The 18458-nt window shown below is 49.4% G+C and carries 25 protein-coding genes; 17 read left to right on the top strand and 8 right to left on the bottom strand.

All coding sequences use genetic code 11. The features are described from left to right. Nucleotides 1–149 precede the first annotated feature (149 nt). The gene (locus ABD949_RS21855; RefSeq protein ID WP_345247030.1) at nt 150–416 is read right to left on the bottom strand and encodes a hypothetical protein; all 267 of its coding nucleotides are present in this window, start codon (nt 414–416) and stop codon (nt 150–152) included. A 103-nt stretch (nt 417–519) separates the two neighbouring features. Next, entirely contained in the window at nt 520–954 is a 435-nt protein-coding gene (locus tag ABD949_RS21850) for a response regulator (protein WP_345247028.1), read from the bottom strand. A gap of 168 nt (nt 955–1122) precedes the next feature. Between ABD949_RS21850 and ABD949_RS21845 the strand changes: the two genes are divergently transcribed. From ABD949_RS21845 to ABD949_RS21825, 5 genes are all read left to right on the top strand, one after another. Continuing rightward, entirely contained in the window at nt 1123–1449 is a 327-nt protein-coding gene (locus ABD949_RS21845; protein WP_345247026.1) for a hypothetical protein, read from the top strand. Between the two features lie 486 nt (nt 1450–1935). Then, nucleotides 1936–2166, top strand: coding sequence for a hypothetical protein (locus ABD949_RS21840; protein WP_345247024.1), 231 nt, complete (start codon nt 1936–1938; stop codon nt 2164–2166). A 531-nt stretch (nt 2167–2697) separates the two neighbouring features. Further along, nucleotides 2698–2919 (top strand): hypothetical protein, encoded by a 222-nt coding sequence (locus ABD949_RS21835; protein WP_345247022.1) that lies wholly within the window; start codon nt 2698–2700, stop codon nt 2917–2919. Nucleotides 2920–3207: 288 nt separating this feature from the next. After that, a complete protein-coding gene (locus tag ABD949_RS21830) occupies nt 3208–3348 on the top strand; it encodes a hypothetical protein (RefSeq protein WP_345247019.1) in 141 nt (46 codons plus the stop codon). A 421-nt stretch (nt 3349–3769) separates the two neighbouring features. After that, nucleotides 3770–4228 carry a DUF305 domain-containing protein gene (locus ABD949_RS21825; protein ID WP_312087582.1) on the top strand — a complete coding sequence of 153 codons (459 nt, stop codon included), beginning with the start codon at nt 3770–3772 and terminating at the stop codon, nt 4226–4228. Nucleotides 4229–4667: 439 nt separating this feature from the next. Here the strand turns inward: ABD949_RS21825 and ABD949_RS21820 are convergent, their stop codons facing one another. From ABD949_RS21820 to ABD949_RS21795, 6 genes are all read right to left on the bottom strand, one after another. After that, nucleotides 4668–5012: a hypothetical protein gene (locus tag ABD949_RS21820; RefSeq protein WP_345247014.1), complete on the bottom strand. Its 345-nt coding sequence runs from the start codon at nt 5010–5012 to the stop codon at nt 4668–4670. 17 nt (nt 5013–5029) lie between these two features. Further along, a complete protein-coding gene (locus tag ABD949_RS21815) occupies nt 5030–5932 on the bottom strand; it encodes a hypothetical protein (protein ID WP_345247012.1) in 903 nt (300 codons plus the stop codon). A gap of 22 nt (nt 5933–5954) precedes the next feature. Next, nucleotides 5955–6341: a hypothetical protein gene (locus tag ABD949_RS21810; RefSeq protein ID WP_345247010.1), complete on the bottom strand. Its 387-nt coding sequence runs from the start codon at nt 6339–6341 to the stop codon at nt 5955–5957. A 55-nt stretch (nt 6342–6396) separates the two neighbouring features. After that, nucleotides 6397–7146, bottom strand: coding sequence for a hypothetical protein (locus ABD949_RS21805; protein WP_345247009.1), 750 nt, complete (start codon nt 7144–7146; stop codon nt 6397–6399). Nucleotides 7147–7220: 74 nt separating this feature from the next. Further along, entirely contained in the window at nt 7221–8129 is a 909-nt protein-coding gene (locus tag ABD949_RS21800) for a DUF7192 family protein (RefSeq protein WP_345247007.1), read from the bottom strand. Between the two features lie 78 nt (nt 8130–8207). Continuing rightward, on the bottom strand, nt 8208–9731 hold the full coding sequence (locus ABD949_RS21795) for an AAA family ATPase (protein ID WP_345247005.1): 1524 nt from the start codon (nt 9729–9731) through the stop codon (nt 8208–8210). Nucleotides 9732–10852: 1121 nt separating this feature from the next. Between ABD949_RS21795 and ABD949_RS21790 the strand changes: the two genes are divergently transcribed. The 12 genes from ABD949_RS21790 (at nt 10853) to ABD949_RS21735 (ending at nt 18456) form a co-directional block, all read left to right on the top strand. Further along, nucleotides 10853–11458, top strand: a complete 606-nt coding sequence (locus ABD949_RS21790) for a ParB N-terminal domain-containing protein (RefSeq protein ID WP_345247003.1) — start codon at nt 10853–10855, stop codon at nt 11456–11458. Beyond that, nucleotides 11455–12207: a hypothetical protein gene (locus ABD949_RS21785; protein ID WP_345247001.1), complete on the top strand. Its 753-nt coding sequence runs from the start codon at nt 11455–11457 to the stop codon at nt 12205–12207. The genes ABD949_RS21790 and ABD949_RS21785 overlap by 4 nt, the downstream gene beginning before the upstream one ends. A gap of 17 nt (nt 12208–12224) precedes the next feature. Continuing rightward, nucleotides 12225–12542 carry a GNAT family N-acetyltransferase gene (locus tag ABD949_RS21780; RefSeq protein ID WP_486348247.1) on the top strand — a complete coding sequence of 106 codons (318 nt, stop codon included), beginning with the start codon at nt 12225–12227 and terminating at the stop codon, nt 12540–12542. Between the two features lie 7 nt (nt 12543–12549). Next, on the top strand, nt 12550–13032 hold the full coding sequence (locus ABD949_RS21775) for a helix-turn-helix transcriptional regulator (protein ID WP_345246997.1): 483 nt from the start codon (nt 12550–12552) through the stop codon (nt 13030–13032). Beyond that, the gene (locus ABD949_RS21770; RefSeq protein ID WP_345246995.1) at nt 13033–14439 is read left to right on the top strand and encodes a PBSX family phage terminase large subunit; all 1407 of its coding nucleotides are present in this window, start codon (nt 13033–13035) and stop codon (nt 14437–14439) included. Between the two features lie 149 nt (nt 14440–14588). Continuing rightward, nucleotides 14589–14900: a hypothetical protein gene (locus tag ABD949_RS21765; protein ID WP_345246993.1), complete on the top strand. Its 312-nt coding sequence runs from the start codon at nt 14589–14591 to the stop codon at nt 14898–14900. After that, on the top strand, nt 14858–15142 hold the full coding sequence (locus ABD949_RS21760; RefSeq protein ID WP_345246991.1) for a hypothetical protein: 285 nt from the start codon (nt 14858–14860) through the stop codon (nt 15140–15142). Before ABD949_RS21765 ends, ABD949_RS21760 begins: the two co-directional genes overlap by 43 nt. Further along, nucleotides 15139–16149, top strand: coding sequence for a hypothetical protein (locus ABD949_RS21755; protein ID WP_345246989.1), 1011 nt, complete (start codon nt 15139–15141; stop codon nt 16147–16149). The genes ABD949_RS21760 and ABD949_RS21755 overlap by 4 nt, the downstream gene beginning before the upstream one ends. Before the next feature lie 48 nt (nt 16150–16197). Then, nucleotides 16198–16674 (top strand): hypothetical protein, encoded by a 477-nt coding sequence (locus ABD949_RS21750; RefSeq protein ID WP_345246987.1) that lies wholly within the window; start codon nt 16198–16200, stop codon nt 16672–16674. Then, on the top strand, nt 16674–17192 hold the full coding sequence (locus ABD949_RS21745) for a hypothetical protein (RefSeq protein ID WP_345246986.1): 519 nt from the start codon (nt 16674–16676) through the stop codon (nt 17190–17192). Before ABD949_RS21750 ends, ABD949_RS21745 begins: the two co-directional genes overlap by 1 nt. Continuing rightward, on the top strand, nt 17189–17980 hold the full coding sequence (locus ABD949_RS21740; RefSeq protein ID WP_345246984.1) for a hypothetical protein: 792 nt from the start codon (nt 17189–17191) through the stop codon (nt 17978–17980). Before ABD949_RS21745 ends, ABD949_RS21740 begins: the two co-directional genes overlap by 4 nt. 74 nt (nt 17981–18054) lie before the next feature. Further along, nucleotides 18055–18456 carry a hypothetical protein gene (locus ABD949_RS21735; protein ID WP_345246982.1) on the top strand — a complete coding sequence of 134 codons (402 nt, stop codon included), beginning with the start codon at nt 18055–18057 and terminating at the stop codon, nt 18454–18456. Nucleotides 18457–18458: the final 2 nt, after the last annotated feature.

Raw genomic sequence — 18458 nt, 5'->3', positions numbered from 1 at the left:
CTCATAGTACAATTTGACCATACAAGGTAAATGTAGATGTTTTAGTTTACTTTTTATAAATACAAATTCTGGTTTTTCATTTAAAAGATGCTGGATAGCCGAGCGCAGCTAACAGGTAAGCGACAGATATGGAGGAGTTGGTTATATGTTTACCTCGGCTGTTTCAAGATATCTTCCCATTGCGCCTGCAACATGGCCATTTGGCTCTGAATAGGTTTACCGTCAAAAGCAGCTACCGGCAGTGACATACAATGGCCATCTTGATCTTGAAGGTTTACATAGAGGATTGACCAGCCCTCAGCGACCAACCGGTTCACAAATTCCAGCGCTCCATCCAGGTCTAAATCGCGGGAGCCGTAGATAAACTCCCGCTGAGGAACCTGATCTTTGCAGGTTAATAAGGTAAGATATACCATTTGTAGGGAGTTTTACATAGGGGTTAGGCATAAGCCGTAAGCAGTTTTACTTAACCGCTAAACTCTACAAAGGCAATATAGTTTATAGTTATTTTCCTTAGGGCTATTTTAGGTCCATCGGCAGTTCGGCCACATCCAGCCAATATTGTTTAATTCTGGCCACCATTGTTTCGGTCTCAGCGGCAGATCGCGGCTTACCCATAAAGGCATTACTGCCTTTATCATAACACTGCATTACCTCTTCCGGACTGGCGCTGTGCGCCATCATTATAACGGGAATACGTCTGAAGTTTGGATTTGTTTTGATGAAAGCTAAAACAGCCAGCCCTTCCGCCTTGCATACATGCAGGTTTAGCAGAATCAGATTGGGGAGCCGGGGGCGGGTAACATCCTGAAGATTATCGAATAAACTACTTCCGCTGACAAAGCCAATTACATGGCAGTTACTACATTGTTTCTCCATTTCGTAATGGAGGAGTTGCCGATCATCATCCTGATCGTCCACAAGGTAGATGATGGGGTCTCGAATGGAACTCATTAGGTAGGTTAAGTTAGGCGGTTACTCTACAAATATAATTTTTTAATTTTCAGGATGATATGAAAGTAGGTAAATAATCTGGCCGTAATTTATTAACAATCTGATAGGTAACTATGTTGTTTACGTCAAACAACGCTTGCCGACGAGGCAGGCTGAAACGTTATGAAGATGAAAAAGGTAATGATGGCGGCTGCTGTTAGTGCCGCCCTGATGTGGTCAGGTACAGTTTTTGCCCAGGCCGTGCAGGAGGCTAAGGAAGCCAAAAAAGAAATGAAGGCCGAAAAGAAAGTGGCCAAGGCCCAGAAGAAACTGGAAAACGCCAAAGAAGATAAGGGGATTGTGGGTATCACCAGCCCCAAAACCAAGATAGAAAAGGCCGAGAAGAAACGTGAGAAGGCCATTAAGAAGGAGATCAAGAGTGACGCCAAGGATCTGAAGGCGAAAGCCAAACGCAGAACCAAAAAAGCTGATAAAATTGTAACTCCTAACAACTAATCTCGCACAAAAGACCAGCCGGTGGCAATCGTATGAAAGCCACCGGCTTTTTTGTTGAAGATCTGTTCCCTCACAAGCGGTGAAGCGGCTACTGTTCTTTAGACCAACGATTACGAATCTGTCTGCGGATCATCCAACAACCCGAATCCTCCAGCGTCCATTTTGGACGTAAATGCTCAAATAAAAGACAAACTCCGGGTGTATAGGGTACTGGTAGTGGATTAAGGCATCCTGCGTACGAAACCTTATTTCCTGGCTATCATAATTCCTCTCATCGTGCTATTACAAACACTCCTTAACCAGTTCAATGGATTTTTACATAGTTTAGAAAAAACCAATTTTGGTTCGGGCGACATCTGGCAGGCACTACGAGGCAGCACCAGCCTGGCGACAACCAATCTGTTACCTCGCCCTTAGCGGCTCTATTGAGTTTAGCTTCTGCATGTTATATTTTTAGGTTAAATATTGGCTCCTAAATTCGTCAGCATGGACCCGCATGATCATAGAGAAGACTCCTTGTCCGACATCCAGAAAGCTCTCTCTGAAGCAGTCGTTTTCAATCAGACCTACAAGGTAGGGGATCGTTTATGGGTTCGCGATGGGGTAGGTGGCCAATTTCAGGCCACCTTGGTCAGTCCGGCCAGAGTTCTGGGTTCAATCGCTGTCATTGAGATCAAAGAGCATCCGAAATGCATCTTTGTAAAAGACATTCTTTAATAAAGCTCTGTTTAGTTGACCGTGTTGTACCAGGCAATTTCTAGTTGCCTGAACAAATACTGCTTTAAAGCAGTTAGAACCATATACGTTTGATTTTGCATTTTATCTTTCTTGAGCAGTATACGTCTTTTTGTACTCTACTTGCGCCTGATGAATTGCTTCCGACTCGTCTTTAAGCAACAATCATCATGGATCACCCTACTGAGGGAGTTTTCTCCCAACACCAACCACTTCGCCAAGACGCTTATACAAACCAAAGCGAGAACTCACAATCTCCCTTTAAGCAACTCTCCCAGACAATAGCAAGCCTACAAGACAGGAATGAATGGTCAACCTATCGTTTAAGGCAAATGATCGCACAAATTGACGATATATTGGAAGGAAAGTAAACGCTGTTTGAATTTCACTTCCAAGACCATTTGGTTGACTCCTTAGAATTTGTTTATGCTGTACTCGTATAAACCTCACCGTGTCCAATAATTTTTGCTACATCAACAGGTGGTTAAATTCTGACTACTCAACTACTCTAAAATGGATGATTGGGGCTTGGCTCATAAAGCTTATCAGGAGGCTAATGCCTTCAATCAGCAATACAAGGTTGGCGACACGGTATTTGTCCGAACGGCTCATGAATTCATCTATGGTGGTTTATTAGCTCGCCCGGCCATAGTTTTAAATAATGAAGTTGTGATCCATCTTCAAGGTATACCAGAGTGCTTTTTACTAAATCAAGTCCTTCCTAAACCGAAGTAAAGCAATCGCTGGTTTCATTGGTCAGCAACTCGATAATAAGTTTAGAAAGCGACATGTTAGCAAACAATCGCGTCAATCTATCAACTCAACTTTCCAGTTTGTCCTCATATGTTTCTTAACGCCGGTACTGAATCCGACACGGCAGGCCGTAGCGGTCAATCCAAACCCGGTCTTTGCTACCGCTTGGCTGCATAATCCAGAGGTCACGCTTTAATAACTGCAAATTTTCGACGTGAGCGGTGACGGATTGCTTTGAATGCGTCAAAATGAACGATAGCTGCTTCGTTCATGTACAAGTTCCTGACCTCCGTACTTGCAATCCTCTTTACCAACCCCATCCATTCGGATCGTGAGTTTGCCGCCAGCGAAGTGATGACAGCCGTCCTGCTGATGATGGCCTCTATGCTGCTGGTTGGGCTGTTACTTTGACATTTATTGCATATCTCATTGAATTTTACTAATCTTCCCTCATCGTAAGGGTGTAAGTACAAACTCTCTACAGCAGTTATCCTGCACAGTGTCAGGAGTGAAAAGCCTCCCATAGAGGCAACTTAGCTCGGCATTCACTATGGTGATTTTATAGGTCAACTTACCACACTATGGCTTAGCAGGTGACAAGAATATGCTTGATTTCACTGAAATAAGTACGACATAAAAAGTGCAAATCTGACTTGATATTGTTCAAATAAATACAAAAAGTACGACAAAACTTTCGCATATTTACGAGTTAGCAGCAACCCGTGTTGACAGTCCGTACATTTTGATTGACTGCAACCTTATCCTTTGACAAACGACTTCTATGGTTTGACTTTTGTAGTCAATCGCATCAATACTCACCAAAATTAGAGACATGGAAAATATGAACGGTATGAGCTACAAGAAATTCACAGTGATGATGATTATCTCTTTCATCATTATGTATGTCGTAATGTTCTTAAATGTCGACAGCATTGAACATTATCACACAAGTACGACAAGGATTTATATGGCAATTTTGATGATTGCTCCTATGGCAATAGTCATGATGACCATGATGGGAAAAATGTACCCAAATAAAAGGACAAATACAGGAATTATCATTACAGCAATCATTGTTTTTATTGTGACACTAGCCGCACTACGGACGCAAACGCCTATCAGTGATGTACAATATATGAAAGCAATGATACCTCATCACTCATCCGCAATCTTGACGAGTAAGCATGCTAATATTAAAGACCCAGAAGTAAGAAAATTGGCGGACAGCATTATTGCTGCGCAAGTTCGAGAAATTCAACAGATGGAAACTATACTGAACCGGATGAAATAAGATAATTCCGACAGAATATTAAGTTTGCATTACGCGACAAAATAGGGTATGCTGCTAACATTGCATTGGCAATATGGCGGGTGACGACTATATTCTCAGCTTTTTATTCATTAATCGGCTTCGGTTTCGTCAGACGAATAATGCCGAGCAACAGAATAAACAATGAGCTTTTGTATCTTTAACCAGCAGCGGCACCGGGCAGACAGAACTCAGAATACCGCCACATCGCCAATGCTTCAACGTTGTCCAAACGCTAATGCTTGAAAAGAATTCGACGGGGTAGTAATAAATATAAGTATTTATAGAGGAGAGCGTTAGTCTGTAATATCTTCTACAAAACTTGTGGTTGGAAGATTATTGTTACTATGATTATTGAAGTACAGCTTAATTCTCTCCTCTATAAGGGATGCACCGATCCATTACAGACCGGTGCGGGTAATTACTTTGATCTTCTGCCGCGCTGAGTGACAAAGCGCTTAACCACATAGGTCATGTTAGCCCACCCCGGCAAACTGCCGTTGCTGGCCCGAATGCCGACCGTTGTATGGCTTTGCTCGTCCTTTGACTGATGGACAACATAGCTCAGGTCTTTTTTGGGAAAGAAGTCCCGCGCAGCTTCCGCCAGAGCGAGCGGCAACGTCTGTTGCTCAAACTCCCATGTCGTCACTACGCCGGGTTGCCCTAATGGACTTGTGTAAGTGTCCTGATACATGCGGCTGTAATTGTTTTGAATAAAGGCCACCACGTCCTGAATAGTGGCTACCTGTGCTGCAATCATCGTCATTGTTTTGAGAGTATTGATTAATCAAATGCTACGCCGGTAATCTGTGCGGCCTTCCATTTGGCATCAGCCGTGATTTTCCGCTGCCAGCAGCGGCCAGCGCGTGACCAGTTAAAGCCAGACTTTTTTAGCTGGTCAATTACAGTCTGCTCCGGCTTTTCATCGTGCATAATATGGAGCCGGTCTATGTCGTAATTCAGCACCACAGACCCGCCCTCAAAGGCGAAAACCTGCTCACCATCGCACTCGCGGCCCTTGACCTGCTTGGCTTCAAGCTGGGCGATACGCTTACGCAGCCGGTTTACTTCAGCGTTGTTATTGGTCAGCTTGTAATCCGGAAAACCAATCCGGCCCGCAAAGTCCGCCGTCAGGAGTTTGGCAATTTGGGGCTTGGTGAAGCCCATTTCCATCAGCCGCTCCGTTACCTGCTCACCCTTGCGGATGATCTTGTTGGCTTCTTTCATCCGCTCCTGCTGGTGCATTCGCTCGTCCATCTTCTTGCGGGCTTCATCAATCTCCGACAGGATGGTGGAAGCAGGCTTTAGCCAGCGCGGAGCCCTGGCCAGAAAGCGCTCCCGCCATTCGATGAATTCTCTACATCGTTTGTCTTCAATGTTATTAGCCTTCTCTGCTCGGCGCGTGGGAAACTTGCTCGGCCCGACAATCATGGCTGAAATGCAGCGGCCTTTCGCATAGAGCCATACCCGCAGCAAGCTTTCATATTTTTCCTGATACGATGCAATCAGCGCGGGTAGCTGTTCTCTCCCGTATTCGCAGGTAGCCAGTGAAGTCAGATAGGCTATGTCTTCGTTTAGCTGCCGTTCCTCACCGGCAATCAAATCAGTGCCGCGCTTTTCCGGCGAAAATGACGTGTGCCGGTGCGCGTCGATAGCTAACTGTTTTAAATGCTGTAGTGAAACCATAAATGGTAGTATTAATATTAACCTATTGAACACAAGAAGCCCGGTTATCGCTGTTTGTGGTCGCGTCGTCGGGCTGATAGTAGCTCTCAGTATATTGGTATTTGAGCATCAGGGTTTGTTCGTAGCAGGCTTCCGCGTAGGCCAGCCAGTCCAGCCCGTAGGGTGCTAAGGCTCTGGCGTAGCTCAGCAGCGCCGTATCAATCCGATTTTTGGCCAGCCTAAAATTTTCTTCGGCTCCTTTGCGCGGTTTGGCTCCGCTCATTATATCCTGTGCGATATATTGCCGGTAGGCATCTGTGCCTAAAATTCGGTTTTTTATTTCGTCTCCGGTGCAGGCGCAAACATCGCAGTACAGCCGGTGCGCGGCTTCAAAAAATTCATGTGCCTGTGTTTTGCTAATTGTTTTCATCGGTAAGAATAGTAATGGTTATAGGAAAAGAGCCGGACTTGCCGGCCCGACTGACTTATTTGTTAATCATCCGGCGCGGACAGATCAGCATTGGCCCATAAACGGCGTATCTGTCGTCATTGCCTCTAAGCAGCTTTAGCTCACGGGCAATGTAGGTAGCGGGTCGGTTGAACGCTTTCCCCTCTGTGGTAGCGATCACGGCGCGTTGAAAGACAACCACTACCCGGTTAGTACCGTAGTCCACCCTGTCCTGATGGCGGGAATCCAGTATGTTCCAGTCGCTACTCAGAAAATGCTCCAGCTCATCCGGCGCAAACCCTTCTTTGTCCAGCGGGCGTATTTCCTGAATCACGCCATCCGGCCAGACCACGACTGGCCCCCGGTAGAAAATGCCCTGTGAGTCGTGGCAGACAACCTCACCTGTAGGCAGGTTGATCTCGGCGTGGTACTCTTCGTCGTAGACATCCAGCAGTGGAGCGCCCAGCCCGGCATGAGCTGGCATTAGGTCGGTATCATCTTCCGGATAAGTGGGTTCAAGATCATCGGGAGTCAGTTCGCAGTCTTCCGGCAGTTCGTCCTGGGCTTTGGCCTCTGGCCCTTCATCAGCCTGCGCCTGTTCCTGCTGATCGGCATAAAGCTGCTTGACGGCCGCGAAACTACCCTTCGGCCGGGGCGTCGGCAGACCGAGAAAGTCCGCAATACCCTGCCACGTCTCAAATGCCGCGTTGGGCATTCCGATGGCTTTAGCGAATGATGGGGCGGTGTCGTACTGTACCGGATTTGGGATCTGAATTAAGGTTTCCATGTGCTGTTTGTTTTGAGAGTTAGAAATATTTAGAGGTAGCACAGCCGGAGAATAACCGGCTGTGCTGTGTGAATTCAGTCAACTAAATACTGTTTCAGGTTCCAGTCCTGAATCAGTTCATCAAAGGCAAAGGCTTCGGGCTGGCAGTACTTGTATTCTTTGCCGTGACGGTTTCGGCCGTACAGCGACGGTATGTAAACCGTGTTTTCCTGCATCAGAATGTTAGGCTTGAATCCTTCGATGTGATCGCAGCCGCCGTAGCAGTACAGGTTTTTAGCCGGTCTGTGCATATACGCTTTGAAAAAGTCAGTGGCACCTAAACAAACGACTGACATATAAGCGTAATTAATTGGCTGGTTATAGGCCTTAACTGTGCAGCAGACTTCGTAAAAACTGCCGTATGGCGTGTTGCAGTTGATGGTAACCGCGTCGGAGTAGTTGACGGCGATCACCCGAACCCGGTAGCCTGAGTTCTCCAGACTGTCAACTACAGATAAGGCCGTTGCATAGTAGCGGAATCCGCAGTCCTGGGCAATGGCATGTTCTACATCTACATTGATGTACAAGTCCAGAAATTTCGTCTGTGTGTAGGCCGCAAAGTCAACCATACATTCGGGCTCACCCGAAACATACCGGCCGACATCTACAAAGTCACCATATACTGAATAGTCCAGATCAATACCACGCGCTTTAACATCCATTTTCAGCGTCTTTTTGAATTCCAGAAACTTGTTCAGTATGGCTTCATTGCCATTGATTAGCTGGTCGTTTAGCCTCTTTTTCCAATAGTCACCGCTGGTGCTGGTTTCCAGTAGCTCAAAGGGTGTCGGCGCTCCATTGGACAGGTTTTTGAACTTTGCGTTCCTGACTTTGTAGGCGTAGCGCTGGGTATATGACAAATCGTGAAATTCTTCTTTAGAAAGCTTTCTTTCCAGTTCGCTTTGTTCCTGCTTTTCTAATTGATCGAATTCGATAGCGTTCATAGTGATTAAATGAGTTAATGTTTTGAGAGTGTCAGGGTAAGTAGCACAGCCGATAACTTACCGGCTGTGCTGTGTGAATCAATAGCCAGCATCTAAAACGACGGGCTCAACTTCTGAATTTACCGGCTGTGCTGTTTCCAGCTGTGGTTTGTAGATCTCTGTAAAGATGGCTTTGACCTTTGCGGCAAGATTTATATCCATGCCTTTTATGATGCGTACCTGCATCGCGTATTCAGGAGTAAAGCCGGTATTTATCAGGTTACAGCCAGCCAGCGTAGCCCGTGGAGAAATGACAATCCGTTCATTTTTCAGTGAATTCCGAACGGTTTTGACGAACTTAAACCATTGCTTATTGGTGGCTAACTGCTTTTCTAATTTCTCATCATATTGGAATTCCAGTATTGAGAACCGGTCTAACGTTGCCGCGTCGAGCTGGTTTCTACCGACGTATGACCGGTCTGCACCGGTTCCGAAGGTATTAGCGCAGGCTACTAATACGAAGTCCTTATGCTTCTTAATCATGCCATCGGCAAAGGCGCAATACCCGTTTGCCAAAGCGCTGTTTAGCACTGCAATTACGTTCGGGTTTCCGGCGTCGATCTCGTCTAATACGAAGACACCGCCGAATTCATACGCCTGCCGGAACTGAGTGCTGATATACTGACCCGTTGCACTCATATAGCCTAACAGTTCGGCTTTAGATGTTTGAGCGCAGACCGACTGACAATAGAAATCTAGTTCTAAAGCGTTTGCGGCCTGCTCACAGGCTGTTGTTTTACCGCTGCCTGCTGCACCGACTAAAAGCAGGTTGTCACGGATTGCCAGATGCTTTACAATGTTCTCAAACTGACTGTGTACCAGTCCTTCGACTTTTACCGGCTTTTTATCGTTTACTTTTACTTCGATAGTCTGAACGGCTTTTTTCTGATCTTTTGCCAATAGTTCAACGTCACGGTTTAACTGCTCAATCAGTTCGGTAAACTGCTGCTGAACGGCCTGCATTTTCGCGTTCACAGCCTCATTAATCATAGCGGCAACGGTTTCCGGATTGATTACCGCCTGAGTTTTTAAACCGGCCAAAGCCTGAGCAATCAGCCGCGCTGTTTCGTCTATGCTATCGGTAGCCGGTACAGCCGTTTGTGTCACGGGTACCGGCTTGTTTACCGGCTTTACGTCTGCCTGTGGTTTCGGCTGTGGTGCGATCTGAACCGTTACCGGCTGTGTTGGCTGTTGTACCTGTGGAGCGGCTGTAGTAGGTGTCACAGCGACCGCCTGAGCCGCCGTCTGAACCGTTACCGGCTGGACTGGTTTCGGCTGCGGGGCCTGTTCTTTCTTTTGCGGTAACTTGCCTAACGTCTGTAGCTTATAGGCATTAATCAGCGTTCTTTGTCCGCCTTTTTCTTCGATAATCAGACCAAACGCTTTACAAATCTGATTCCAGCCATAATCAGCCGGTAAACCGTATAGCTGTGCAAATCCGGCCGCGTTGTTCTGATAATTGGCCGCGTTTGCAATGGCGGTAAATCCTGTGCTGTTAAGTTGAGCAACATTGTAAACAGCGATAGCAGCGGTGTCGTTTGGTGCGATGGTTTGAGCTGACATAATCGTTAAAGTTTTGAGAGTGTAGAAATTGAATTAGTCTGTTACCTGCATTGAGGTAGCCGGATAAAGTCTATTCGATAGCAGAACCAAACGCTTTATAAAGTCACATTTTCTAAAGCGCTCATTCGCTTTATCCGGTATAGAACCGTCACGGTTTGTTGCGTTCCGACGTTCAACGAGTTGTTTAGACTCTTACCGGAAAAGTGGTTCGCACTCTTTTTGCGCTCTCAGTATGTCAAAGCAGTTAACCTGTCAGTCAACCGGCAGAACTACCGTTGCAGTCCTGCAAACATTTCCTTCGTTGTATTTGCTGTTTCAGTGCCGAAGTGCATTGCAATATTAATATTGATATTACTATTTTGTCAATAGTGTATAGAAAAGTTTATATGACTTATTTTCTCTATTTTTTATAAAAAGCTGATTTTCTGAGCGCAAAAACAAGCATTAAGTTGAAAATTCCTTTTTTCCCTATATTGACATATCTGCTTTATTGTGTACATAATTTTCTATACTGTGTTTTCCTGTTCTCAGTGTAGATTGTTTCTGCCTGTTACCTGTAAAGACTGTTTATAGCTGTTTTCCGGCTGTTTCCGCGTTTGTTATTAGTCTGCCTGTGCTGTATGCTGTTTAGCCTGTTATTTGCGGTTTATGCTGCTTAAATCCGTTATTTAATTTGTTTTCTGACTACCGGTATACTGCCTGTTTTTAGCTGTTTTTCTTTGTTCTGTGCTACGTTCTTAGTTCCTGCTGTGTGATGTAATATTTGTGTCAGATCGCAACTGTAAAGCCGTTTTATGCCGTTTTGGCCGGCTTTGCCAGTAGTTTGACGAAACTTTGTTGGGTCAACTGCCGGCCCGACCCGTGATTCTTCGGCCGCGCTGGAAAACGACACCTATGCACCCCTTTTCAGACCTGCCTTGCTACGGCCCTGTATCACCTTGCGGATAGACCAGGTCGGGGCAACCACGTCTGAAAAATTCCCAAAAAACCATGGGTGCCTGTTATATTTTCCCGAAAGACCGGGCAATCACCACGTCAGGGAAAATTTTTTCTACAACTACCTTAATTTTCTATGTCAATAATGATATTATTTTGCAGGTAAAGCATTCATCAGATGGAGTATGATTAAGATTTCGCCCAAGCTGGCGCATCTGCCCACGATTGACATTTGCGAGGTCGATGATTTTCAGGGGGAGCTGAAAGACCTCAGTGAGAAGAATTACAAAAAGCTGAGACGGTCGCTGGAGAAGTACGGCGTCACGTTCCCGGTCTTTGTCTGGCTCAATCCGGACACGGGCCGCTACATGATGTTCGACGGCCACCAGCGCAGGCGCTTCTTTCAGGAGGAATACCCCTTCGGCTTCGAGTATCCGTATCTGGAGATTGAAGCCCACAATGAGCAGGAAGCCGCCGAAAAGCTCATGCTGTTCAACTCACAATACGGCAGCATCACAAAAGATGGCTACGACGAGTTTGTAGCCCGCTACAACATTTCAGACGGCTTTGTACGGGAGCTGACCACGCTGGATAACCTGATTGATTTCAGCCCGTCGAGCTTCAGCGCCATCGGGGCCGATGAGCAGGAGAGCAGCGACGATCCGGGCCTGTCCGATGCCGGTGAGGTAACCTACCGGGTCGAGGTGATTTGCCTGAATGAGCGGGAGCAGCAGGCTTTGTACGAGCAGTTAACTGGTGACGGCTATCAATGTAAGATTCTGACGCTATGAGTACCTGCCGAGCCTTTCACATTGTCCGTCAGTCGAAGCCCAAAAAGAGCTTTCGCGTGGCTTCGGTGATGGGTACGTTCGATTTGCAGGAGCCGGGCGTATCGGAAAACTTCGCGGGGGTGCTGGACTTTCCCCAAAACTGGAAAATCGGCCTAATTGTCGGTGCCAGCGGCACGGGAAAAAGCACCATTGCGCGGGAGTTGTTCCCTGACGCCTACGTGACCGGCTTCAATTATACGTCGGAGAGCCTGCTGGACGATATGCCCGCGCACTGTTCGGTGCAGGAGATCACCAGTATGCTCAACAGTGTGGGCTTTTCGTCACCCCCAGGCTGGCTGAAGCCTTACCATGTGCTGAGCAACGGCGAAAAAATGCGGGTTGACCTGGCTAACGCCTTGCTGTCGGAGCAAAAGCTGGTCGTCTTCGATGAATTTACCTCTGTAGTTGATAGAACCGTTGCCCAGGCGGGTTCCTTCGCCGTTCAGAAGGCCATCCGCAAGTCTGACAAGCAGTTTATCGCCGTCACCTGCCACTACGACGTAGCGGATTACCTGCGTCCCGACTGGATTTTCGACACCAACACCATGAGATTCCGTGTGCCGGAGGTCACACCGGAGCCGGGAAAGCATTATTCGACGTGGAACTGTACCACGTCACCGAACTGGCTCAAAAACGCGCATTATGGGGAGTTTTTAGCCGCTATCACTATCTATCCCACACCTTCAGTGCTGGGGCGAAAGTGTACGTAGCGACCGTAAACGATAGTTTGGCCGCATTCTGCGCGGTTATCAACTTCCCGCACCCAAAAGTCGATGCCATGCGAATTCATCGGCTGGTGGTGCTTCCGGCCTTTCAGGGCTGCGGAGTGGGTATGCTGCTGATGGACTACGTAGCCCGGCTGTATCACAAGCAGCGGAAAGTGATGTTCATCACCACGACCCACCCGGCGCTGATCCGGGCCATGAGCAAGTCACCGCACTGGATTTGCTTTGACAAAGGCCGCAAAGGCAAATACGGCAAGAACAGCAACTACAAAAACTCGTCAACTGACCGGATAACGACCAGTTGGCGGTTCAGACCATGAGACATTTATGGCGGAAGAACTGAAAGCACTGGAGCCTATAGTAACCGGTAAGCCCAGGCGAAAAGGCCGGGGCTACATCAAAATAGACTGGGCCAGAGTCGATGACATGCTTAAAGCCATGTGCGACGGCACCGACATTGCCGCAGCGCTGGGCGTCTCGGAGGATACGCTTTACCGGGCCGCCCGCCGTGAAAAAGGAATGCAGTGGGGCGATTATGCGGCCGCTCAGTTTGCCAATACCCGCGCCCTGCTACGCCAGACGCAGCTCAACAAAGCGACCGGTTATAAGCGTGTCGAAAGCGTACCGTTCAACACAGCCGAAGGCGTGGTTTTCCATCAGGTAACAAAGTTTTATGAGCCGGATACCAACATGCTGAAGTTTCTTGGTGTGCAGTATCTGGGTCAGGCAGAAAAACAGGACGTTAAACTTCAAATCGAAAATTACCGCATCGTTGGCGATGACGAGGAGAGCGCCGACGAGGAAATCTAAATGAGTCGCCCACGGAAGCGGGAGCAGGTGACGGCCAGCCGGAACGCCGGACCGTCCAGACAGAAAACGCTGGCCGCACCCACCATTGACGTGTCGCTGGTTAAGAGTCAACTGTTACGGGTCTACCATGAGCTGAAGCGGGCCAACACGCCGTATGTTATCAACTATGGCGGGGGCGGTTCGGGCAAGTCCCACGGTACGGTTCAGTATCTGGTCAGACGGCTCCTGTCCAAACGGGAGAAAATGCTGGTGCTGCGTAAATACGCTACCAGCTTGCAGGATTCGGTGATCGACCTCTTTAAAGAGATCGGTATGCCGTTCTTTGCCCTGAAGGAAGGTATTGATTACACTTACAGCACTGTCCGTAAGCGGATTGAGTTTGCCAATGGCAGTGTCGTGATCTTTCGGGGACTGGACGACCCCGAAAAGATGAAGTCCATCACGGGCATCACGATTGTGTGGATTGAAGAAGCGACCGAACTGGAACCGGACGAGTTCAAAATTCTGTCTGACCGCATCCGGGGCGAACCGCAGATTTTCCTGACCTACAACCCAATTTCGGAACGGCATTGGCTGAAGGCACGGTTCCACGACAAGCCCGACCCCCGTGTGTCGATTATCTTCAGCACCTATCTGGACAATCCGTTCGTGGGTCAGAAGTTTCGCGACGATATGGAATGGTATCGGGTCAACGACTATGACCATTATCGTATCTATGGCCTGGGCGAATGGGGCGTTATCCGGCCGGAGAACCCGTACTTTACCGCCTGGAAGCCGTCGCTGTACGTCGGCACCTGCCACTACAACCCGGCCCATCCGCTGTATATTTCAGCCGACTTCAACGTAAAGAACAGTTTCCTGTTCTCGCAGCACTACAGCCCCAACGCCATTCATTACTTTGACTGCTGGCACGGCACCCACCTGACGAATACGGAAGGCCCGCAGCCGAAGACAATGGATCTGGAGGAACTGTGCAAGCAGATCGCCCAACGCTATAAGCACAACCTGATCTACTGGACGGGCGACGCATCAGGTAACAACCGCTCGGCTTATACAACGGGTAACATGAGTGCCTGGGAACTGATCCAGATGTACATGATAAAGTACGGAGCTGTGTTCTGTAACTACGACCGGGTACCCAAGTCCAACCCATCGACAGCGGCCGGGCGGCATGTGTCGAATGCGCTAATGACCTACTACGGCAAACGCATGGTGATTGACCGGCAGAACTGCGGACTGCTGATTGACGATATTGAACGGATGCAGGCGACGGCGGACGGTAGTTTGGACAAAGTGGACGCCAACAAGCAGAACTACGGACACGTAGGCGACTGCTTACGCTACGACCATTATCATTTTGAGTATCACACCTATCAGATGATCGGGGTTATCAAAAAAGCGGCTTGACGAATTATTAGTTTAAACTTAGTCACAAAAAATCACATATTATACTTGAATCCTATATGTTACCCGCTGTATAATTGCGGTACAATAGCCCACCTCTCCGGTGGTTTTTATGTAATCGTCTTGTAATCAGTAATATTACTTTTTTACGCATGAAGCATAGGAAAACTATTACTATTCTGGCCGTATTACTCGCCTATTACGGGTCAGGATTATTATTGATGTGGCCGCTGGGGCTACCCGGCTGGGCCACCTTCAGCGGGGCGCTGGCAGCGCTGCCGCTGGCCATTGTGTTGCTGCTGCTGGCTATTGCCCTCACGGCCCTGGTATTGTTGCTGCTGGGTATTTCCGCCCTGATACTCGCTTCGCTGCTGACTCATCTGTTTCTGACACTCACCGACGAAAACGACACGCTGAGAGCATGGAAGGAACGACGTTTGACGCGGGCAACCACAACCACCTGACGAGGCTGCTGATCGAGGCCGGGGAGCTGATAGCCGCTGACATGGAGCATTTACCCTGCCCGGAGCGCATCAGCGTACTGCGCTGCATCAACGAAGCGCTGGTACAACAACTCAGGCTGAGTGACCGCAGGAGCCGTCAGCCGCAGCCCGGCCAACTGGAACAGACCTTACGCCGTCACCTGACGCGCAAGGGGCTGGAGCAGAAAAATCAGTTTAACAACCTAAAGGTAGCTGTACAATGACGAACCCTTTCCGTTCCGTTATTGGTCTGCGTGGCGTTGACCAGACGGCCGCGCTGTGGATCAATGATTTGCCGGGTATGAGTACCGAGCTGGTCGAAGACCTGTCAGTGCCTTCCGATAAAACAGAAGACGACGACCCGACCGGCGTAAAATCGGTGTGGGAGCGCCTGCACCGGCTATGTTACGAGCGGCTGATCGGAGAAATTGAAATAGCTATCAGCAGGGACGACCATTTCCGGCCGGTGCTGGCCAGAACGCAAACCCCGCAGCCGGTGTACCCAACGGCTGAAATGGCGGCTGCATCGCATTATACGGGGTTGGTTGTGTCGTGCGGCTACATGCCCGACTCGCGGCTGATACTCCATAAAATGCTGTTTCTGGCCGAAATGGAAGCGCCCACAGAGGCCGATCTGGTCGTTATCGACCTGCGGGCTAAACGCCTGTTGCTGAAAGAGAGCCGGGACATTGAGCCGGGGCTGAATACGCTCTTGCTGGACGTGTCCACCCAGTTAAAGCTGATGGGTACGCCTTTAGTCTTTGTCGGCATCGACCAGCGCAACCTGCCGCTTTGGGAATTGGAACCGGTTCGCTGGCAAACCTACGCCCGCCAGGACGAGGGGCCCTACAGGGTGCAGCCTGCCGCTTACACGCTGGCCGATAACCGGCCGGTGCTGGCATCAGACGTAATGCCGACCGGCGTGTTTGTCGATGCGACGCATGAGCGGACGCTGGCCGACGTGCTGGAAAACTATCAGGCGGAGCTGCGCACGGCGTATCTCTACCTGCTGGGGTCGATCACGCTGACCGACAAACTGGCTTCGCCCAACCTGACGCTGTACACGGCCTCCAACCGGATGTTTACCGATGAACTGGAAAACCGCTTTCTGTCAGACGCCCGGCGGCTGCTGGCTCCCGTAGCCAGACGCATGTACGCCGACCTGACCGACTCGCTGGTAGACCGGCCCGACGATAGCGATCTGCGGTATTATCGCGGCTCTTACGTTTGACGTATAATATAAACCGTTAGTAAATATTAACCTCAATATTACCATTGCATGTTTACCACCAATGCCGATGAAGCCATTACAACCCTGGGGCAAATCCGGGGTGGTTTGCTGACGGTAGAGCAGAAAGCTGACGAGGAACTGCTGGACGTAGCCCGCATGGCTGTTCAGGAAGTAGCCGGGCGCATCCAGATGCGGGGGGAAAACACGGCCGGTCAGCTAATGCAGACCAAAAGCCAGCAGACCATCGGCCGCTATTCACGCACCCACGGGCAGCGCCGTCAGCAGGCGGGTCTGACCACCAGCATTGTGAACCTGACCTTTACCGGCGATATGATGGAATCATTTACGGCTATGCCGGATGCCACAGGCGTTGGCGTGGGGTTTGCCTCTGATGCCATGAGCGAGCGGGCCGATTACATTGAAGCTTATTTCGGTACGGCCTTCCAGCCGACTCAGGCCGAGGAGCAGTTTCTGTCGGAACAGTATCAGCAACGAATCTATAACCAACTTGACCAGCAACTCTAATGCAGTTAAATCCACTTCTTCAACCGATAAGCGAGAAGTTGCTTACAACGCTGCCGGACGGCACCCGCGCCGTTTTCACCGGCCGCGTTGAGCCGCAGTACGACCCATCAATAAAAGGGCTGAAGCTGGTGCGCGTGGAAGAAAACAACGCGCCGTTTCAGCTCAGCTTTACGCCCGATGTGCAGGTGATCTACCGCCATAACGGCACCCTGCCCAACCGCGCCGGGAATATGTACGGCACCAAAAAGGACGTAAAATTCGACGTGACGGTTACGCTGGCCTGCGCCTGCCGGAATCCGGAACTGCTGCCGGAATTCCTCATGGCGCTGGAAACTCTAAGCCGGGTGATCGTCCTGTCGGTCAGCACCAACACGCTGCAAGTGCTGAAAGAGCAGTTTCTGTACGTGCCGAGCGACAAAACACCTTACGACCCTACGCTTCAGGCGTTTGCCATCACGCTGTCGCTGCTGGGCGTATCGAAAACGATCTTTTCACAAGCTATTGAGAGTCAAGCATGAAACGACACCCCGAATTTGAGCAGGCGCTGCAAAAACAGTTGATCGTACCGGCCGTGCTGCCCAACGGGGAGCCGTTCATCCGCGACGGCATCCAGTTCTATCAGGCGGCAGAGAACGGGCTGGCCATGTACCAGGGCCGATTCGTGGTCTTTGCCGACATCACCGAAAAGCACGACCGGCTGAAGCTTGACAGTGAGCTACTGGACGCTTATTTCAGGTTTATGGCCGAAACCGACATGAAACTAATGTCGGGGCTTTTGACCATGAAGCCCGACGAGATTCAGGCGATTCTCAACGAGCGCTACATTCTTACCCAGCGTAACCAGCAGCGGCTGAGGCTTTACGACGAGTGTAAGGAGTACGGCATCGGCTCCCAGGTGGGGCGGGTTTTTGAACTGGCAAGTGTGTGGTTCTTCGCCGAAGACGAAGACCCGGCCGTGTACGACCGCGACAAGGCCGAGCGGTTTTTGAAGATCTGCTACAAGTACATGGAGCTGTATAGTTTTTTTTTACACATGCAGTTAAGCCAGTTCGTGCCCTTAGCCGCGCTCTCGAACGAGGTTACCCGGAAGTCTATCGAAAATTTACTGGAAAGCGCTCAGACGGACTTTTTGGATTTCGGCAGAGCTATCTTGCTGAGCAGAACCAGCGGGCTAAAGACCGCTACGATTTCCTCTTTAGAGTCACAAATGGAAGCCCAGAAGGCATACATCGGCTCTTACGCCTACCTGTTGCGGAGTTCCACGACTTCATCAGCGCCTGGCTCCGAAAGCAGCAGCGGGACATAGACGCTATCAGGCAAAACCAACCTAAACAATTTCTCAACTACAGAAAGCCGTTAGGCAAACCGCGTACTTAACCTATGGAAAGCCGTTTTAATGACTCCGTTGATATTGATTCCTTTCTGGCGCAGGCAGTGGACGAGTTTATCCAAATGGAAAACCTGAACGCCCGTCAGGAAACAGCCGTGCGGGAACTGGCCGAATACCTCAACCTGTGCCTGCCGCTGGAACGGCTGACGGTGGACAATCAGATGGAGTTTTTCAAGCAGTATTTTTACGTGTGTCATATTTTCCTGACCGATCTGACATCGCCCATGGTGACCTACCGGGCCGCCCGCCGGGCGTTACGATTCGGCTGTTTTTTTTATCTTCACCAAAGCGCCGACGATGTCGAACGGGTGCTGCGTAGCTGGGAGTTCTGCCACTACGTACAGAAAGTTTTGTCCAACCCGCATTCCTGTACGTTCGTGCAGGGTGTATAACC

Origin of the sequence: Nibrella saemangeumensis (assembly GCF_039541915.1) — a bacterium.
GTDB lineage: Bacteria > Bacteroidota > Bacteroidia > Cytophagales > Spirosomataceae > Nibrella > Nibrella saemangeumensis.
The sequence above is the reverse complement of the archived record's forward strand: the minus strand, read 5'-3'. Positions and strand labels throughout refer to the sequence as shown.

Bases quoted from the DNA above. Each gene is read 5' to 3' on its own strand.
- ABD949_RS21775 (WP_345246997.1), top strand. From the start codon at position 12,550: ATGGCGGAAGAACTGAAAGCACTGGAGCCTATAGTAACCGGTAAGCCC.
- ABD949_RS21835 (WP_345247022.1), top strand. From the start codon at position 2,698: ATGGATGATTGGGGCTTGGCTCATAAAGCTTATCAGGAGGCTAATGCC.
- ABD949_RS21845 (WP_345247026.1), top strand. From the start codon at position 1,123: ATGAAAAAGGTAATGATGGCGGCTGCTGTTAGTGCCGCCCTGATGTGG.
- ABD949_RS21820 (WP_345247014.1), bottom strand. From the start codon at position 5,012: ATGACGATGATTGCAGCACAGGTAGCCACTATTCAGGACGTGGTGGCC.
- ABD949_RS21790 (WP_345247003.1), top strand. From the start codon at position 10,853: ATGATTAAGATTTCGCCCAAGCTGGCGCATCTGCCCACGATTGACATT.
- ABD949_RS21850 (WP_345247028.1), bottom strand. From the start codon at position 954: ATGAGTTCCATTCGAGACCCCATCATCTACCTTGTGGACGATCAGGAT.
- ABD949_RS21800 (WP_345247007.1), bottom strand. From the start codon at position 8,129: ATGAACGCTATCGAATTCGATCAATTAGAAAAGCAGGAACAAAGCGAA.
- ABD949_RS21785 (WP_345247001.1), top strand. From the start codon at position 11,455: ATGAGTACCTGCCGAGCCTTTCACATTGTCCGTCAGTCGAAGCCCAAA.
- ABD949_RS21760 (WP_345246991.1), top strand. From the start codon at position 14,858: ATGGAAGGAACGACGTTTGACGCGGGCAACCACAACCACCTGACGAGG.
- ABD949_RS21755 (WP_345246989.1), top strand. From the start codon at position 15,139: ATGACGAACCCTTTCCGTTCCGTTATTGGTCTGCGTGGCGTTGACCAG.
- ABD949_RS21735 (WP_345246982.1), top strand. From the start codon at position 18,055: ATGGAAAGCCGTTTTAATGACTCCGTTGATATTGATTCCTTTCTGGCG.
- ABD949_RS21750 (WP_345246987.1), top strand. From the start codon at position 16,198: ATGTTTACCACCAATGCCGATGAAGCCATTACAACCCTGGGGCAAATC.
- ABD949_RS21805 (WP_345247009.1), bottom strand. From the start codon at position 7,146: ATGGAAACCTTAATTCAGATCCCAAATCCGGTACAGTACGACACCGCC.
- ABD949_RS21815 (WP_345247012.1), bottom strand. From the start codon at position 5,932: ATGGTTTCACTACAGCATTTAAAACAGTTAGCTATCGACGCGCACCGG.
- ABD949_RS21770 (WP_345246995.1), top strand. From the start codon at position 13,033: ATGAGTCGCCCACGGAAGCGGGAGCAGGTGACGGCCAGCCGGAACGCC.
- ABD949_RS21765 (WP_345246993.1), top strand. From the start codon at position 14,589: ATGAAGCATAGGAAAACTATTACTATTCTGGCCGTATTACTCGCCTAT.
- ABD949_RS21745 (WP_345246986.1), top strand. From the start codon at position 16,674: ATGCAGTTAAATCCACTTCTTCAACCGATAAGCGAGAAGTTGCTTACA.
- ABD949_RS21830 (WP_345247019.1), top strand. From the start codon at position 3,208: ATGTACAAGTTCCTGACCTCCGTACTTGCAATCCTCTTTACCAACCCC.
- ABD949_RS21810 (WP_345247010.1), bottom strand. From the start codon at position 6,341: ATGAAAACAATTAGCAAAACACAGGCACATGAATTTTTTGAAGCCGCG.
- ABD949_RS21855 (WP_345247030.1), bottom strand. From the start codon at position 416: ATGGTATATCTTACCTTATTAACCTGCAAAGATCAGGTTCCTCAGCGG.
- ABD949_RS21840 (WP_345247024.1), top strand. From the start codon at position 1,936: ATGGACCCGCATGATCATAGAGAAGACTCCTTGTCCGACATCCAGAAA.
- ABD949_RS21795 (WP_345247005.1), bottom strand. From the start codon at position 9,731: ATGTCAGCTCAAACCATCGCACCAAACGACACCGCTGCTATCGCTGTT.
- ABD949_RS21825 (WP_312087582.1), top strand. From the start codon at position 3,770: ATGGAAAATATGAACGGTATGAGCTACAAGAAATTCACAGTGATGATG.
- ABD949_RS21740 (WP_345246984.1), top strand. From the start codon at position 17,189: ATGAAACGACACCCCGAATTTGAGCAGGCGCTGCAAAAACAGTTGATC.